Annotated in this window: 16 protein-coding genes; 8 read left to right on the top strand and 8 right to left on the bottom strand. The window is 63.6% G+C overall.

The genetic code is table 11. The features are described from left to right. Positions 1 to 184: 184 nt before the first annotated feature. From FJW10_RS29845 to FJW10_RS29820, 6 genes are all read left to right on the top strand, one after another. On the top strand, positions 185 to 592 hold the full coding sequence (locus FJW10_RS29845; protein WP_140640020.1) for a carboxymuconolactone decarboxylase family protein: 408 nt from the start codon (positions 185 to 187) through the stop codon (positions 590 to 592). Positions 593 to 800: 208 nt separating this feature from the next. Continuing rightward, positions 801 to 1,634: a metallophosphoesterase gene (locus FJW10_RS29840; protein ID WP_140786309.1), complete on the top strand. Its 834-nt coding sequence runs from the start codon at positions 801 to 803 to the stop codon at positions 1,632 to 1,634. Further along, entirely contained in the window at positions 1,634 to 2,791 is a 1,158-nt protein-coding gene (locus FJW10_RS29835) for an ABC transporter ATP-binding protein (protein WP_140902705.1), read from the top strand. The genes FJW10_RS29840 and FJW10_RS29835 overlap by 1 nt, the downstream gene beginning before the upstream one ends. Continuing rightward, positions 2,784 to 3,707 (top strand): sugar ABC transporter permease, encoded by a 924-nt coding sequence (locus FJW10_RS29830; protein ID WP_140902706.1) that lies wholly within the window; start codon positions 2,784 to 2,786, stop codon positions 3,705 to 3,707. Before FJW10_RS29835 ends, FJW10_RS29830 begins: the two co-directional genes overlap by 8 nt. Continuing rightward, positions 3,704 to 4,534: a carbohydrate ABC transporter permease gene (locus FJW10_RS29825; protein ID WP_140828803.1), complete on the top strand. Its 831-nt coding sequence runs from the start codon at positions 3,704 to 3,706 to the stop codon at positions 4,532 to 4,534. The genes FJW10_RS29830 and FJW10_RS29825 overlap by 4 nt, the downstream gene beginning before the upstream one ends. Before the next feature lie 23 nt (positions 4,535 to 4,557). Continuing rightward, positions 4,558 to 5,823, top strand: a complete 1,266-nt coding sequence (locus FJW10_RS29820) for an ABC transporter substrate-binding protein (RefSeq protein ID WP_140902707.1) — start codon at positions 4,558 to 4,560, stop codon at positions 5,821 to 5,823. 53 nt (positions 5,824 to 5,876) lie between these two features. On the opposite strand, the gene FJW10_RS29815 is transcribed toward FJW10_RS29820, so the two are convergent. Together FJW10_RS29815 and FJW10_RS29810 are read right to left on the bottom strand one after the other, a co-directional pair. Continuing rightward, a complete protein-coding gene (locus FJW10_RS29815; protein WP_181177714.1) occupies positions 5,877 to 6,764 on the bottom strand; it encodes an amidohydrolase in 888 nt (295 codons plus the stop codon). Next, positions 6,764 to 7,900: a VWA domain-containing protein gene (locus tag FJW10_RS29810; protein ID WP_140902709.1), complete on the bottom strand. Its 1,137-nt coding sequence runs from the start codon at positions 7,898 to 7,900 to the stop codon at positions 6,764 to 6,766. Before FJW10_RS29810 ends, FJW10_RS29815 begins: the two co-directional genes overlap by 1 nt. 172 nt (positions 7,901 to 8,072) lie before the next feature. Here FJW10_RS29810 and FJW10_RS29805 point away from each other — a divergent pair, with 172 nt between their 5' ends. Continuing rightward, on the top strand, positions 8,073 to 9,209 hold the full coding sequence (locus FJW10_RS29805; protein ID WP_140902709.1) for a VWA domain-containing protein: 1,137 nt from the start codon (positions 8,073 to 8,075) through the stop codon (positions 9,207 to 9,209). Then, positions 9,209 to 10,096 carry an amidohydrolase gene (locus tag FJW10_RS29800; RefSeq protein ID WP_181177714.1) on the top strand — a complete coding sequence of 296 codons (888 nt, stop codon included), beginning with the start codon at positions 9,209 to 9,211 and terminating at the stop codon, positions 10,094 to 10,096. The genes FJW10_RS29805 and FJW10_RS29800 overlap by 1 nt, the downstream gene beginning before the upstream one ends. 53 nt (positions 10,097 to 10,149) lie before the next feature. On the opposite strand, the gene FJW10_RS29795 is transcribed toward FJW10_RS29800, so the two are convergent. The 6 genes from FJW10_RS29795 to FJW10_RS29770 all read right to left on the bottom strand — a co-directional run bounded on the left by FJW10_RS29795 (position 10,150) and on the right by FJW10_RS29770 (position 15,788). Beyond that, positions 10,150 to 11,415: an ABC transporter substrate-binding protein gene (locus FJW10_RS29795; RefSeq protein WP_140902707.1), complete on the bottom strand. Its 1,266-nt coding sequence runs from the start codon at positions 11,413 to 11,415 to the stop codon at positions 10,150 to 10,152. A gap of 23 nt (positions 11,416 to 11,438) precedes the next feature. Further along, positions 11,439 to 12,269 (bottom strand): carbohydrate ABC transporter permease, encoded by an 831-nt coding sequence (locus FJW10_RS29790; protein ID WP_140828803.1) that lies wholly within the window; start codon positions 12,267 to 12,269, stop codon positions 11,439 to 11,441. Continuing rightward, positions 12,266 to 13,189, bottom strand: a complete 924-nt coding sequence (locus FJW10_RS29785) for a sugar ABC transporter permease (protein WP_140902706.1) — start codon at positions 13,187 to 13,189, stop codon at positions 12,266 to 12,268. Before FJW10_RS29785 ends, FJW10_RS29790 begins: the two co-directional genes overlap by 4 nt. Further along, complete coding sequence (locus tag FJW10_RS29780; RefSeq protein WP_140902705.1) at positions 13,182 to 14,339, bottom strand: ABC transporter ATP-binding protein; 1,158 nt, start codon at positions 14,337 to 14,339, stop codon at positions 13,182 to 13,184. The genes FJW10_RS29785 and FJW10_RS29780 overlap by 8 nt, the downstream gene beginning before the upstream one ends. Further along, a complete protein-coding gene (locus FJW10_RS29775) occupies positions 14,339 to 15,172 on the bottom strand; it encodes a metallophosphoesterase (protein WP_140786309.1) in 834 nt (277 codons plus the stop codon). Before FJW10_RS29775 ends, FJW10_RS29780 begins: the two co-directional genes overlap by 1 nt. A 208-nt stretch (positions 15,173 to 15,380) precedes the next feature. Continuing rightward, positions 15,381 to 15,788 (bottom strand): carboxymuconolactone decarboxylase family protein, encoded by a 408-nt coding sequence (locus tag FJW10_RS29770; protein WP_140640020.1) that lies wholly within the window; start codon positions 15,786 to 15,788, stop codon positions 15,381 to 15,383. Between the last annotated feature and the right edge of the window lie 184 nt (positions 15,789 to 15,972).

Below are 15,972 nucleotides of genomic sequence, written 5' to 3'. Positions count from 1 at the left end.
GGGTCTGCGCGCGTCGCTACGCTCCTTGCTCCGCCCTAGAATGACGACACTCAGATGCTTTCGCCAACCGCTGCGGCAACATGTCGTTTCGAGCTAAAAGCTGAATCGGACAAACTGCTTAGCCGTCTATGCGCAACCCTTGATTTAGCGACCTCGACGGCGATTCAAAGGAAAGGACCACACCATGGCCACCACAAAGCTTCTCACCGATGCCGAGGTCGACAAAATCCCGGCGGTGAAGGCCGTGTTCGACGATATCCGCGCGACGCGGAAATCCGACTTCGTCAACAATTTCTGGCGTGGGCTGGCCAACGATCCGGCGGCGCTGAAGCGGGTGTGGGAACAGCTCAAGGCGGTGATGGTCGCCGATAGCGCCATCGATCCGCTGACCAAGGAAATGATCTATATCGCGGTCTCAGTCGCCAATGGCTGTTCCTACTGCATCCACTCGCACACGGCCGCGGCCCGCGCCAAGGGTATGACCGACGCGCAGCACGGCGAGCTTGTGTCGATCATCGGCCTGGCCGGCCAGACGAACCATCTGGTGACATCCCTGCAGATTCCAGTCGACCCGCAGTTCGAGGTGAAGTGAGTCGGGGGAGCGACACGGCGTTTCCGTGCCGCTGCCAGCAAAAAAATATCGCCCGGCGGCGGCCGTTCGCGCATTTCACAGGCTTGTGTGCTTGAATCAAAACTTTGCCCCGGCGCTGTTAAGGAAGTGACATGTAACGGCACTAAGGAAGCCGCACGCGCAGCCGTTCGCCCTTGGTCTCCGGTACGGCTTTCGCGGCGGAGCCGTCATGAAAATCGTTCAGATCACCGACACCCATTTCAGCCCGACCAAGCCGCATTTCAACGGCAATTGGGAGCCGCTGGCCGACTGGATCGAGCAAAGCGGCGCCGATCTCGTCATCCACACCGGCGATCTGACCGTCGACGGAGCCGACAAGGATGACGACATCAGCTTCTGCATGGGGCTGATGCGGGAGGTATCGAGACCCATGCTGCTGGTGCCCGGCAACCACGACGTCGGCCATCTGCCGGGTTCGCTGCAGCCGGTCGATGCGGCACGGCTGGAGCGCTGGCGCCGCTTGGCCGGTCCTGACTACTGGTCCGAAGATGCGGGAAACTGGCGGCTCATTGGGCTAAACAGCCAGGTGATGGGCTTCAACGATGCCGCGGAAGAAGCCCAGTTCGAATGGCTTCGGGAAACGCTGGAGAGTCGCGGCGGCCGCCACGTCGCGATGTTTACCCACAAGCCGCTCTTTGTCGACGATCCGGACGAAGGCGACACCGGCTATTGGAGCATCCGACCGGCGCAACGCCGGCGCCTCTACGATCTGATCGCCGCCCACGACGTGGCCCTGCATGCGAGCGGCCACCTGCATTGGGCGTGGAAGGGCAAATACGCAGGCACCTCCCTGGTATGGGGGCCGTCCGCCGCCTTCATCGTCGACACGATGGAACGCAAGATGCCGGGCGAGCAGCTGATCGGCGCCGTCATGCATCATTTTGATGACGCGGTCGCGAGCGAGATCGTCGCCGTGCCCGGCATGACCGCCTATGTCCTCGACGACGTGGTCGAGGAGGTCTATCCGCACGAGGCGCATAAGGTCCGCAGGAAAGCTGGGTGATGGGCGCGCTATCGCTTCGCGGCCTGAGCAAGGCCTTCGGCGGCAACGCGGTCCTCAAGGACATCAGCTTCGATGCCGAGCCCGGCGAATTCATCGCCCTGGTTGGCCCGTCGGGCTGCGGCAAGAGCACGTTGCTGCGCATCCTCGCCGGGCTCGACCATGCCGACACCGGCGAGATCCTGGTGGGCGGCAAGGAGATGTCGAACGTTGCCGCGGCCGACCGCAACATAGCCATGGTGTTCCAGTCCTACGCCCTCTATCCGCATCTGACGGCCAGCCAGAATATCGCCGTGCCGCTGGCCATGAAGCGGCTGAGCCGCGCACAGCGCCTGCCGCTGATCGGCTCCCTGCTGCCGGGCCAGAGAGAGCTGCGCGCCGGCATCGCGCGCGATGTGCGCGAGATGGCCACCTTGCTGAAGATCGATCATCTGCTCGACCGCAAGCCTGGCCAGATGTCTGGCGGGCAGAGGCAGCGCGTGGCGCTGGCGCGCGCGATGGTGCGCCATCCCAGCATCTTCCTCATGGACGAACCGCTTTCCAACCTGGATGCCAATCTGCGCGTCCATGCGCGCGGCGAGATCGTGGAATTGCACCGGCGCGCCGGTGCGCCAACGCTCTATGTGACGCATGACCAGGCCGAGGCGCTGTCGATGGCCGATCGCGTCGCCGTCATGATCGGCGGCCATCTGCTTCAGCTCGCCACGCCCGAGACGATCTACAACGACCCCACCCATATCGAAGTCGCGCGGTTCGTCGGCCAGCCGAGGATCAATATCCTGCAGGCGATCGCCGAAAACGGTCGCGTCGACTTCGAAGGCATGCGGCTGGCTTTGCTGGAGAAGGTGGCGAACGGCCCGATCAGCCTCGGCATTCGCCCGGAATTCGTCAAACTGTCCCCCAGCGGGCGGAGCGGCGTTGCCGGGCGGATTGAACGGCTGGAATTTCTCGGCTCGGAAGTCATTGCCCATTGCCAGCTCGACGTCTCCGGCGACAGCGTCATCGCCAAGCTGGCGCCGCAAGAGGCGAAGGACCTGATTGGCGGAATGCCAGTGGGCATCCTTCTGGCTCCTGAGCAGGCGATGGTCTTCGGGCCCGAGGGACGCCGGCTGCGCATCGCGGAAGTGGCGGGCGCACGGCAGGAGCCGGCCTATGTCTAGCGTTGCGCTGGCGGGCAATGTCCTGAGCGCCGCGACACTGCGTGCGCGCAGCGAGGACCGGACCGCCTGGCTGCTGGCGCTGCCGGCGATCGCGCTGCTCTTCCTGTTCGTGCTGTTGCCGGTGGTTGCCGTCGTCTTTCTGGGCTTCACCGATTTCGAGCTCGGCTACGGCAAATTCCGTATCGTCGGCTTCGAGAACTACGCGCATCTGTTCAGCGACCGCACCTTCCGAAAATCGCTGTGGAACACCACTCTCTACACGGCGATGGTCGCCCCGGTCTCGATCGCGCTCGGCTTGGGTGTCGCGCTTCTGATCGAAGGCGAATTGCGCGCGCGGGCTTTCTTCCGCACCGTCTACTTCCTGCCCGTGGCCTCGCTGATCGTCGCGATGGCAACCGTCTGGCAGTATATCTTCCATCCGACCATCGGGCCGCTCAACGCGCTGCTTTCGCTTGTCGGCATTCCCAGCCCGAACTGGCTCGGCGCCTCGAACACCGTCCTCTACAGCCTGTCGATCATCGGCGTCTGGCAGTCGGTCGGCTTCAACATGGTGCTGTTCCTGGCCGGCCTGACGGCGATCCCGCGCGAGCTCTACGCAGCGGCTGAAGTCGACGGCGCGAAATCGGCGCTCGACCGGTTCTTCCTGGTCACCTGGCCGATGCTCGGGCCGACGACGCTGTTCGTCGTCACGATCAGCATCACCAATGCGGTGAAGGTTTTCGAGACCGTGAAGATGCTGACTGACGGAGGCCCGAACAAGGCGTCCGAAGTGCTCCTCTTCACCATCTACCAGGAGGGCTTCGTCTATATGCGCGTCGGCTATGCGTCGGCGATGACGGTGGTTTTCCTGGCGATCCTCGTCGTTTTGATGTTCCTGCAGTATCGCGTCCTCGACCGGCGGGTACACTACACATGACCAGCATCTCGGTCGGCCGCATCGTCCGCTTCACGCTGCTTTCGCTCGGTGCGCTGATGATTCTGGCGCCCTACATCTTCATGATCTCGACCGCCGGCAAGACGCAGAGCGACATCTTCACAGCGGCGCTTTCGCTGATTCCGCAGCATCCCTTCTTCGCTGAGAATTTCGCCAAGGCGCTGGAGAGGGTGCCAATGGCAACGCTGCTGTGGAACGGCATCGTCGTGTGCGGACTGATCTTCTTCTTCCAGGTCGCGGTCGCGATCCCTTGCGCCTACGCGATGGCCAAGCTGAAATTTCGCGCGGCGCGCATGATGATGGTGCTGGTCATGCTCGGCCTTCTGGTTCCCATCCATGCGACCGCTCTGCCGCTCTATGTCGCGTTCGACCGCATGTCGCTGCTCAACAGCTACACCGCGCTGGTCGCTCCGTTCACGATCTCGGTGTTCGCGATCTTCATGTTCCTGCAGTTCTTCCGCGCCATGCCCGACGACCTCATCCACGCGGCGCGGCTCGACGGCATGTCGGAGCTCGGCATCATCGCGCGCGTCATCGTGCCCAACGCCTGGCCGGCCGTCACCGCCTTCGCGATCTTTTCCGTCGTCGCGCACTGGAACGATCTCTACTGGCCGCTGATCGTCATCAGCAAGCAGGCCTACGCCACGCCGCCGCTCGGCCTGATGTATTTCCGCGCCGCGGAAGCGGGCGACGACTACGGCGCGCTGATGGCCGCGACGCTGATCATCACCCTTCCTCTCGTCGTCGCCTTCCTGCTCGCGCAGAAGCGCTTCGTCGAAGGCATCACCATGACCGGTCTCAAAGGCTGACCGGCCAACAAGGAGCACGAGCAATGAAGCATTTCTCCAGGATTATTGCCATGGCGGCGGTGTCGCTGGCATCGGCCCTTCCGGCCTATGCCGACACGACACTGACGGTCCACTATCCGATGCCCGGTTTCTTCAAGAACGTGATGGACACGATCTCGAAGAAGTTCATGGAAGAGAATCCCGACATCAAGATCCAGTTCGCCAGCCCGTCCGCGACCTATGAGGAAGGCATCCAGACCATTCTTCGTCAGGTCGGCACCGACGAGATGCCCGACATCACCTTCATCGGCCTCAATCGCCTGCGCATGCTCAACGAGCGCGACGTCGCCGTCGACCTCGGGCCGCTGGTGAAGAAGGACGGCAACATGGCCGAGCAAGGCTTCTCCGACACCATACTGAAGCTCGCGCAGGTGAACGGCAAGCAGATCGGGCTGGCCTTCGCCACCTCCAATCCGATCATGTATTACAACGCCGATTTGGTGAAGGCGGCCGGTGGCGATCCGGACAATCCGCCCAAGACCTGGGACGAGGTGATCGCCCTTGGCGGCAAGATCAAGGCGCTCGGCAACGGTGTCGACGGCATCGACTTCCGCTGGCAGGGCGATGATTGGATGTTCTCGGCGCTGCTGTTTGGCGCCGGGGGCAAGATGCTGAACGGCGACGAGAGCAAGGTCGCTTTCAACAGTCCAGAAGGCGAGAAGGCTGTCGAGCTTATCGAGCGGATGGTGAAGGAAGGCGGCATGCCGGTCTTCACCAAGCCGGCGGGCGAGCAGGCTTTCGCGGCCGGCAAGGTCGGCTTCGAATTCCAGACCACAGGCGCGCTGGTCAACACGATCAAGAATGTCGGCGACAAGTTCACGCTGCGCACGGCCAAGATTCCGCTGATCGATCCGGTCAACGGCCATTTGCCGACCGGCGGCAATGCGGTGGTCATCCTGACCAAGGACACCGCGAAGCAGGAAGCCGCCTGGAAGTTCGCCAAGTTCGCCGCCGGCCCGTACGGCGCGTCGGTGGTGGTGCCCGGAACCGGCTATGTCCCCAACAACGAACTCGCCGCGAAATCACCTGATTATCTCGGCGATTTCTACAAGAAGAACCCGCTGTTCCAGGCCGGCCTCAGCCAGATGCCGCTGATGGTTCCGTGGTACGCCTTCCCCGGCACCAACGGAGTCAAGGTGACGCAGACCATCGTCGACAATCTGTCGCGCATCGTCGACCAGTCGGCGACGCCGAAGGAAGCGCTTGCCGACGCCGCGAGCGACGTCGAAGGCATGTTGCCGACGCAATAACTGCTTGCTCCGCAAGCCGTCGCGCCTACCCGGCGCGGCGGCTTTCCGAAGCGCTATACCGGCCGGTAAACCTTCTCCGCCGTGTTCCAGAAGATGTCCGCCTCGGCCTTGGCGCCATGCTTCGCAACCGCACTGCGATGCGCCTTGATCAGCTCGGTGTGGCTGGTCCACAGCTTCTCGATCGGGAAGTTCGAGCCGAACATCAGCCGGTCGCTGCCGAGGATTTCGATGGCGTTGTCGACAATGTAGGCGATGAGGTCCGGGTCGTTGCGGTGCACGAAAGTGCCGAGCCCCGAGAGCTTGGCGTAGAAATTAGGCGCCGCCGAAAGCGTGCGGAGACCCGCCTTCCATGCTTCGGTGGTTTCCGGCTCCATGCCGGTCAGCATGCCGGCATGGGTGAGGATGAAATTCGTCTGCGGGTTTTCGCCAACCAGCCTCAGTCCATCTTTCATCTGCGCCGGGAAAAGCTGCAGGTCGAAGGCGAGGCCGTAGTCCTTCAGCCGCGCCACGTTGGCGCGCACCTTGGGATCGATCACCTGATCGGCGGAGGCGGCGAAGCGGAAGGCGGGCGTCTCATGCCAGTGAAGCTGCATGCGCACGCCGCGCAGCAGCTTGTATTTCATCAGCCGGTCGATCTGCGGGCGGACGTCGTCGACCGTCATGTCGGCATAGCCGACGATGGCGTGCGGCCAGCCGGTTTCGTCGGCGGTCTTCTGCAGGAAGGCGACCTCTTTTTCGAAATCCTCCTTGGCCCAGTTCGTCTGGACATAGACGGCTTTCTCGACGCCCAAGCCTTTCTGGTCTTCGAGGAACTCCGTGATCGGATAGTCGCGGCGGATCGGCTCGTAGGGGCCGAAGATGCGCGGCACCATGGGGCCGACCAGCCAGGGCTGGTCCTTTTGGCGCCAGATGTGGAAATGCGCGTCGATGGCTTTCTGCATCACGATACTCTTTTCCAGATGGCTGAAGCCGCAGGCGCAGGACGGGCGAGCGACAGGATGAAATCGGTCAGGCTTCCCACCGACGAGCCGTCGACCAGATCGTCGAGCGCCGGCAGGATGGCGCGGAGTGCCGCCGTCGCCGGGCGAAAGCGCGGATCGCCGGCGAGCGGCGTCGCCAGCGACAGCCGGAAAGCGCGGGCGCTGAAGCGGCGCATGGCGGTTTCGAGGTCCGCGTGGTCGCCGCGCTCCAGCGCATCCGAGAGAATGACGACCGCGGCACCGCGCGCGAAAGCGGAAAAGCGCGGCACCGAGAGGAAGGCCAGCAATGTCGGTCCCATGCGCGTTCCGCCGTCCCAGTCATCGACCTGGGCGGCCGCGCGCGCCAGCGCCTGGCCACGGTCGCGGATGCGCAGCGCGGAGGTGATGCGGGTGAGCCGCGTGCCGAAGGTGAAGACCTCGGCACGGCCGGCGCCTTGTACCGCAGCATGCGCCAGCTTCAGATAATCGGCGGTGTGCACCTTCATCGAGCCCGAGACGTCGATGAGCAAAAGCAGTTTTCGGGGCACGGTCTGCCTACGACGCAGCAGGGGCGAGGGGATGTCACCATCGGCGCTGACGATTTCGCTGAGCGAGCGTCGAAGGTCGAGCGTGCCGTGCGAGCGGGTGCGCGCGGTGCGAAAGGAACGGCGCGCGGGCAGGGCGCATGCGAGCTTGCGGCGGAATGAACCAAGGCCATCGGAATCGCGCTGGAAGTCGCGTGCGCTCAACTGCTCGAGCGCTGAGGACAGTTCGCCGCCTTTCTCCTGGCGGGCGACCTGATTTTCTTCCTCCCGTGTACCGCGATCATCCTTGATGCGGGTTTCCTCGTCATCTTCGCCTTCGATCGAAGGCTTGGCGTCGCCGTAGAAGTAGCCACGAAAGTGCGCGTCGAATTCGCCGCGGCGGTCGGGCGAGGGCGCCAGCGTGGCAAGGGCTGCTTTGCGGATGTCGTTCATCGAGCGCGGTCCGAGCAGGGTGACTGCCTGCATGAAGCTAGTTACCTGTTCGGGCGCGATGGCGAAGGCGTGACGGCGCAGCAGGCGGGCGAAGCCCAGAAAAGGCGCAGCGGCACGAGGCAAGCTTTCCCCACGCATCATTCCTTCGCGCCCCCCTCTGTCCTGCCGGACATCTCCCCCTCAAGGGGGGAGATCAGATGTCGCGCCGGCTTTCGCCAATCTTCAGCCTGGCAGAATTGAGCGGCGCGCCAACGCTGCTAATCTCCCCCCTCGTGGGGGAGATGTCCGGCAGGACAGAGGGGGGCGCGAAGGAATGATGCGTGGGGAAAGCTTGCCTCGTGCCGCTGCGCCTTTTCTGGGCTTCGCCCGCCTGCTGCGCCGTCACGCCTTCGCCATCGCGCCCGAACAGGTAACTAGCTTCATGCAGGCAGTCACCCTGCTCGGACCGCGCTCGATGAACGACATCCGCAAAGCAGCCCTTGCCACGCTGGCGCCCTCGCCCGACCGCCGCGGCGAATTCGACGCGCACTTTCGTGGCTACTTCTACGGCGACGCCAAGCCTTCGATCGAAGGCGAAGATGACGAGGAAACCCGCATCAAGGATGATCGCGGTACACGGGAGGAAGAAAATCAGGTCGCCCGCCAGGAGAAAGGCGGCGAACTGTCCTCAGCGCTCGAGCAGTTGAGCGCACGCGACTTCCAGCGCGATTCCGATGGCCTTGGTTCATTCCGCCGCAAGCTCGCATGCGCCCTGCCCGCGCGCCGTTCCTTTCGCACCGCGCGCACCCGCTCGCACGGCACGCTCGACCTTCGACGCTCGCTCAGCGAAATCGTCAGCGCCGATGGTGACATCCCCTCGCCCCTGCTGCGTCGTAGGCAGACCGTGCCCCGAAAACTGCTTTTGCTCATCGACGTCTCGGGCTCGATGAAGGTGCACACCGCCGATTATCTGAAGCTGGCGCATGCTGCGGTACAAGGCGCCGGCCGTGCCGAGGTCTTCACCTTCGGCACGCGGCTCACCCGCATCACCTCCGCGCTGCGCATCCGCGACCGTGGCCAGGCGCTGGCGCGCGCGGCCGCCCAGGTCGATGACTGGGACGGCGGAACGCGCATGGGACCGACATTGCTGGCCTTCCTCTCGGTGCCGCGCTTTTCCGCTTTCGCGCGCGGTGCCGCGGTCGTCATTCTCTCGGATGCGCTGGAGCGCGGCGACCACGCGGACCTCGAAACCGCCATGCGCCGCTTCAGCGCCCGCGCTTTCCGGCTGTCGCTGGCGACGCCGCTCGCCGGCGATCCGCGCTTTCGCCCGGCGACGGCGGCACTCCGCGCCATCCTGCCGGCGCTCGACGATCTGGTCGACGGCTCGTCGGTGGGAAGCCTGACCGATTTCATCCTGTCGCTCGCCCGTCCTGCGCCTGCGGCTTCAGCCATCTGGAAAAGAGTATCGTGATGCAGAAAGCCATCGACGCGCATTTCCACATCTGGCGCCAAAAGGACCAGCCCTGGCTGGTCGGCCCCATGGTGCCGCGCATCTTCGGCCCCTACGAGCCGATCCGCCGCGACTATCCGATCACGGAGTTCCTCGAAGACCAGAAAGGCTTGGGCGTCGAGAAAGCCGTCTATGTCCAGACGAACTGGGCCAAGGAGGATTTCGAAAAAGAGGTCGCCTTCCTGCAGAAGACCGCCGACGAAACCGGCTGGCCGCACGCCATCGTCGGCTATGCCGACATGACGGTCGACGACGTCCGCCCGCAGATCGACCGGCTGATGAAATACAAGCTGCTGCGCGGCGTGCGCATGCAGCTTCACTGGCATGAGACGCCCGCCTTCCGCTTCGCCGCCTCCGCCGATCAGGTGATCGATCCCAAGGTGCGCGCCAACGTGGCGCGGCTGAAGGACTACGGCCTCGCCTTCGACCTGCAGCTTTTCCCGGCGCAGATGAAAGATGGACTGAGGCTGGTTGGCGAAAACCCGCAGACGAATTTCATCCTCACCCATGCCGGCATGCTGACCGGCATGGAGCCGGAAACCACCGAAGCATGGAAGGCGGGTCTCCGCACGCTTTCGGCGGCGCCTAATTTCTACGCCAAGCTCTCGGGGCTCGGCACTTTCGTGCACCGCAACGACCCGGACCTCATCGCCTACATTGTCGACAACGCCATCGAAATCCTCGGCAGCGACCGGCTGATGTTCGGCTCGAACTTCCCGATCGAGAAGCTGTGGACCAGCCACACCGAGCTGATCAAGGCGCATCGCAGTGCGGTTGCGAAGCATGGCGCCAAGGCCGAGGCGGACATCTTCTGGAACACGGCGGAGAAGGTTTACCGGCCGGTATAGCGCTTCGGAAAGCCGCCGCGCCGGGTAGGCGCGACGGCTTGCGGAGCAAGCAGTTATTGCGTCGGCAACATGCCTTCGACGTCGCTCGCGGCGTCGGCAAGCGCTTCCTTCGGCGTCGCCGACTGGTCGACGATGCGCGACAGATTGTCGACGATGGTCTGCGTCACCTTGACTCCGTTGGTGCCGGGGAAGGCGTACCACGGAACCATCAGCGGCATCTGGCTGAGGCCGGCCTGGAACAGCGGGTTCTTCTTGTAGAAATCGCCGAGATAATCAGGTGATTTCGCGGCGAGTTCGTTGTTGGGGACATAGCCGGTTCCGGGCACCACCACCGACGCGCCGTACGGGCCGGCGGCGAACTTGGCGAACTTCCAGGCGGCTTCCTGCTTCGCGGTGTCCTTGGTCAGGATGACCACCGCATTGCCGCCGGTCGGCAAATGGCCGTTGACCGGATCGATCAGCGGAATCTTGGCCGTGCGCAGCGTGAACTTGTCGCCGACATTCTTGATCGTGTTGACCAGCGCGCCTGTGGTCTGGAATTCGAAGCCGACCTTGCCGGCCGCGAAAGCCTGCTCGCCCGCCGGCTTGGTGAAGACCGGCATGCCGCCTTCCTTCACCATCCGCTCGATAAGCTCGACAGCCTTCTCGCCTTCTGGACTGTTGAAAGCGACCTTGCTCTCGTCGCCGTTCAGCATCTTGCCCCCGGCGCCAAACAGCAGCGCCGAGAACATCCAATCATCGCCCTGCCAGCGGAAGTCGATGCCGTCGACACCGTTGCCGAGCGCCTTGATCTTGCCGCCAAGGGCGATCACCTCGTCCCAGGTCTTGGGCGGATTGTCCGGATCGCCACCGGCCGCCTTCACCAAATCGGCGTTGTAATACATGATCGGATTGGAGGTGGCGAAGGCCAGCCCGATCTGCTTGCCGTTCACCTGCGCGAGCTTCAGTATGGTGTCGGAGAAGCCTTGCTCGGCCATGTTGCCGTCCTTCTTCACCAGCGGCCCGAGGTCGACGGCGACGTCGCGCTCGTTGAGCATGCGCAGGCGATTGAGGCCGATGAAGGTGATGTCGGGCATCTCGTCGGTGCCGACCTGACGAAGAATGGTCTGGATGCCTTCCTCATAGGTCGCGGACGGGCTGGCGAACTGGATCTTGATGTCGGGATTCTCTTCCATGAACTTCTTCGAGATCGTGTCCATCACGTTCTTGAAGAAACCGGGCATCGGATAGTGGACCGTCAGTGTCGTGTCGGCATAGGCCGGAAGGGCCGATGCCAGCGACACCGCCGCCATGGCAATAATCCTGGAGAAATGCTTCATTGCTCGTGCTCCTTGTTGGCCGGTCAGCCTTTGAGACCGGTCATGGTGATGCCTTCGACGAAGCGCTTCTGCGCGAGCAGGAAGGCGACGACGAGAGGAAGGGTGATGATCAGCGTCGCGGCCATCAGCGCGCCGTAGTCGTCGCCCGCTTCCGCGGCGCGGAAATACATCAGGCCGAGCGGCGGCGTGGCGTAGGCCTGCTTGCTGATGACGATCAGCGGCCAGTAGAGATCGTTCCAGTGCGCGACGACGGAAAAGATCGCGAAGGCGGTGACGGCCGGCCAGGCGTTGGGCACGATGACGCGCGCGATGATGCCGAGCTCCGACATGCCGTCGAGCCGCGCCGCGTGGATGAGGTCGTCGGGCATGGCGCGGAAGAACTGCAGGAACATGAAGATCGCGAACACCGAGATCGTGAACGGAGCGACCAGCGCGGTGTAGCTGTTGAGCAGCGACATGCGGTCGAACGCGACATAGAGCGGCAGAGCGGTCGCATGGATGGGAACCAGAAGGCCGAGCATGACCAGCACCATCATCATGCGCGCCGCGCGAAATTTCAGCTTGGCCATCGCGTAGGCGCAAGGGATCGCGACCGCGACCTGGAAGAAGAAGATCAGTCCGCACACGACGATGCCGTTCCACAGCAGCGTTGCCATTGGCACCCTCTCCAGCGCCTTGGCGAAATTCTCAGCGAAGAAGGGATGCTGCGGAATCAGCGAAAGCGCCGCTGTGAAGATGTCGCTCTGCGTCTTGCCGGCGGTCGAGATCATGAAGATGTAGGGCGCCAGAATCATCAGCGCACCGAGCGAAAGCAGCGTGAAGCGGACGATGCGGCCGACCGAGATGCTGGTCATGTGTAGTGTACCCGCCGGTCGAGGACGCGATACTGCAGGAACATCAAAACGACGAGGATCGCCAGGAAAACCACCGTCATCGCCGACGCATAGCCGACGCGCATATAGACGAAGCCCTCCTGGTAGATGGTGAAGAGGAGCACTTCGGACGCCTTGTTCGGGCCTCCGTCAGTCAGCATCTTCACGGTCTCGAAAACCTTCACCGCATTGGTGATGCTGATCGTGACGACGAACAGCGTCGTCGGCCCGAGCATCGGCCAGGTGACCAGGAAGAACCGGTCGAGCGCCGATTTCGCGCCGTCGACTTCAGCCGCTGCGTAGAGCTCGCGCGGGATCGCCGTCAGGCCGGCCAGGAACAGCACCATGTTGAAGCCGACCGACTGCCAGACGCCGATGATCGACAGGCTGTAGAGGACGGTGTTCGAGGCGCCGAGCCAGTTCGGGCTGGGAATGCCGACAAGCGAAAGCAGCGCGTTGAGCGGCCCGATGGTCGGATGGAAGATATACTGCCAGACGGTTGCCATCGCGACGATCAGCGAGGCCACGGGCAGGAAGTAGACGGTGCGGAAGAAAGCCCGCGCGCGCAATTCGCCTTCGATCAGAAGCGCGACACCCAAGCCGAGCGCGATCGAGACCGGGGCGACCATCGCCGTGTAGAGAGTGGTGTTCCACAGCGATTTTCGGAAGGTGCGGTCGCTGAACAGATGCGCGTAGTTCTCGAAGCCGACGATACGGAATTTGCCGTAGCCGAGCTCGAAATCGGTGAAGCCCAGAAAGACGACGGCAACCACCGGCAACAGCACGAACAGGAAGAGCAGCGCGATCGCCGGCAGCGCCAGCAGCCAGGCGGTCCGGTCCTCGCTGCGCGCACGCAGTGTCGCGGCGCTCAGGACATTGCCCGCCAGCGCAACGCTAGACATAGGCCGGCTCCTGCCGTGCGCCCGCCACTTCCGCGATGCGCAGCCGGCGTCCCTCGGGCCCGAAGACCATCGCCTGCTCAGGAGCCAGAAGGATGCCCACTGGCATTCCGCCAATCAGGTCCTTCGCCTCTTGCGGCGCCAGCTTGGCGATGACGCTGTCGCCGGAGACGTCGAGCTGGCAATGGGCAATGACTTCCGAGCCGAGAAATTCCAGCCGTTCAATCCGCCCGGCAACGCCGCTCCGCCCGCTGGGGGACAGTTTGACGAATTCCGGGCGAATGCCGAGGCTGATCGGGCCGTTCGCCACCTTCTCCAGCAAAGCCAGCCGCATGCCTTCGAAGTCGACGCGACCGTTTTCGGCGATCGCCTGCAGGATATTGATCCTCGGCTGGCCGACGAACCGCGCGACTTCGATATGGGTGGGGTCGTTGTAGATCGTCTCGGGCGTGGCGAGCTGAAGCAGATGGCCGCCGATCATGACGGCGACGCGATCGGCCATCGACAGCGCCTCGGCCTGGTCATGCGTCACATAGAGCGTTGGCGCACCGGCGCGCCGGTGCAATTCCACGATCTCGCCGCGCGCATGGACGCGCAGATTGGCATCCAGGTTGGAAAGCGGTTCGTCCATGAGGAAGATGCTGGGATGGCGCACCATCGCGCGCGCCAGCGCCACGCGCTGCCTCTGCCCGCCAGACATCTGGCCAGGCTTGCGGTCGAGCAGATGATCGATCTTCAGCAAGGTGGCCATCTCGCGCACATCGCGCGCGATGCCGGCGCGCAGCTCTCTCTGGCCCGGCAGCAGGGAGCCGATCAGCGGCAGGCGCTGTGCGCGGCTCAGCCGCTTCATGGCCAGCGGCACGGCGATATTCTGGCTGGCCGTCAGATGCGGATAGAGGGCGTAGGACTGGAACACCATGGCTATGTTGCGGTCGGCCGCGGCAACGTTCGACATCTCCTTGCCGCCCACCAGGATCTCGCCGGTGTCGGCATGGTCGAGCCCGGCGAGGATGCGCAGCAACGTGCTCTTGCCGCAGCCCGACGGGCCAACCAGGGCGATGAATTCGCCGGGCTCGGCATCGAAGCTGATGTCCTTGAGGACCGCGTTGCCGCCGAAGGCCTTGCTCAGGCCGCGAAGCGATAGCGCGCCCATCACCCAGCTTTCCTGCGGACCTTATGCGCCTCGTGCGGATAGACCTCCTCGACCACGTCGTCGAGGACATAGGCGGTCATGCCGGGCACGGCGACGATCTCGCTCGCGACCGCGTCATCAAAATGATGCATGACGGCGCCGATCAGCTGCTCGCCCGGCATCTTGCGTTCCATCGTGTCGACGATGAAGGCGGCGGACGGCCCCCATACCAGGGAGGTGCCTGCGTATTTGCCCTTCCACGCCCAATGCAGGTGGCCGCTCGCATGCAGGGCCACGTCGTGGGCGGCGATCAGATCGTAGAGGCGCCGGCGTTGCGCCGGTCGGATGCTCCAATAGCCGGTGTCGCCTTCGTCCGGATCGTCGACAAAGAGCGGCTTGTGGGTAAACATCGCGACGTGGCGGCCGCCGCGACTCTCCAGCGTTTCCCGAAGCCATTCGAACTGGGCTTCTTCCGCGGCATCGTTGAAGCCCATCACCTGGCTGTTTAGCCCAATGAGCCGCCAGTTTCCCGCATCTTCGGACCAGTAGTCAGGACCGGCCAAGCGGCGCCAGCGCTCCAGCCGTGCCGCATCGACCGGCTGCAGCGAACCCGGCAGATGGCCGACGTCGTGGTTGCCGGGCACCAGCAGCATGGGTCTCGATACCTCCCGCATCAGCCCCATGCAGAAGCTGATGTCGTCATCCTTGTCGGCTCCGTCGACGGTCAGATCGCCGGTGTGGATGACGAGATCGGCGCCGCTTTGCTCGATCCAGTCGGCCAGCGGCTCCCAATTGCCGTTGAAATGCGGCTTGGTCGGGCTGAAATGGGTGTCGGTGATCTGAACGATTTTCATGACGGCTCCGCCGCGAAAGCCGTACCGGAGACCAAGGGCGAACGGCTGCGCGTGCGGCTTCCTTAGTGCCGTTACATGTCACTTCCTTAACAGCGCCGGGGCAAAGTTTTGATTCAAGCACACAAGCCTGTGAAATGCGCGAACGGCCGCCGCCGGGCGATATTTTTTTGCTGGCAGCGGCACGGAAACGCCGTGTCGCTCCCCCGACTCACTTCACCTCGAACTGCGGGTCGACTGGAATCTGCAGGGATGTCACCAGATGGTTCGTCTGGCCGGCCAGGCCGATGATCGACACAAGCTCGCCGTGCTGCGCGTCGGTCATACCCTTGGCGCGGGCCGCGGCCGTGTGCGAGTGGATGCAGTAGGAACAGCCATTGGCGACTGAGACCGCGATATAGATCATTTCCTTGGTCAGCGGATCGATGGCGCTATCGGCGACCATCACCGCCTTGAGCTGTTCCCACACCCGCTTCAGCGCCGCCGGATCGTTGGCCAGCCCACGCCAGAAATTGTTGACGAAGTCGGATTTCCGCGTCGCGCGGATATCGTCGAACACGGCCTTCACCGCCGGGATTTTGTCGACCTCGGCATCGGTGAGAAGCTTTGTGGTGGCCATGGTGTGGTCCTTTCCTTTGAATCGCCGTCGAGGTCGCTAAATCAAGGGTTGCGCATAGACGGCTAAGCAGTTTGTCCGATTCAGCTTTTAGCTCGAAACGACATGTTGCCGCAGCGGTTGGCGAAAGCATCTGAGTGTCGTCATTCTAGGGCGGAGCAAGGAGCGTAGCGACGCGCGCAGACCC

The sequence above is a fragment of the Mesorhizobium sp. B4-1-1 genome, from assembly GCF_006439375.1.
Lineage (GTDB): Bacteria > Pseudomonadota > Alphaproteobacteria > Rhizobiales > Rhizobiaceae > Mesorhizobium.
This window is presented reverse-complemented; position numbering and strand designations above follow the sequence as displayed.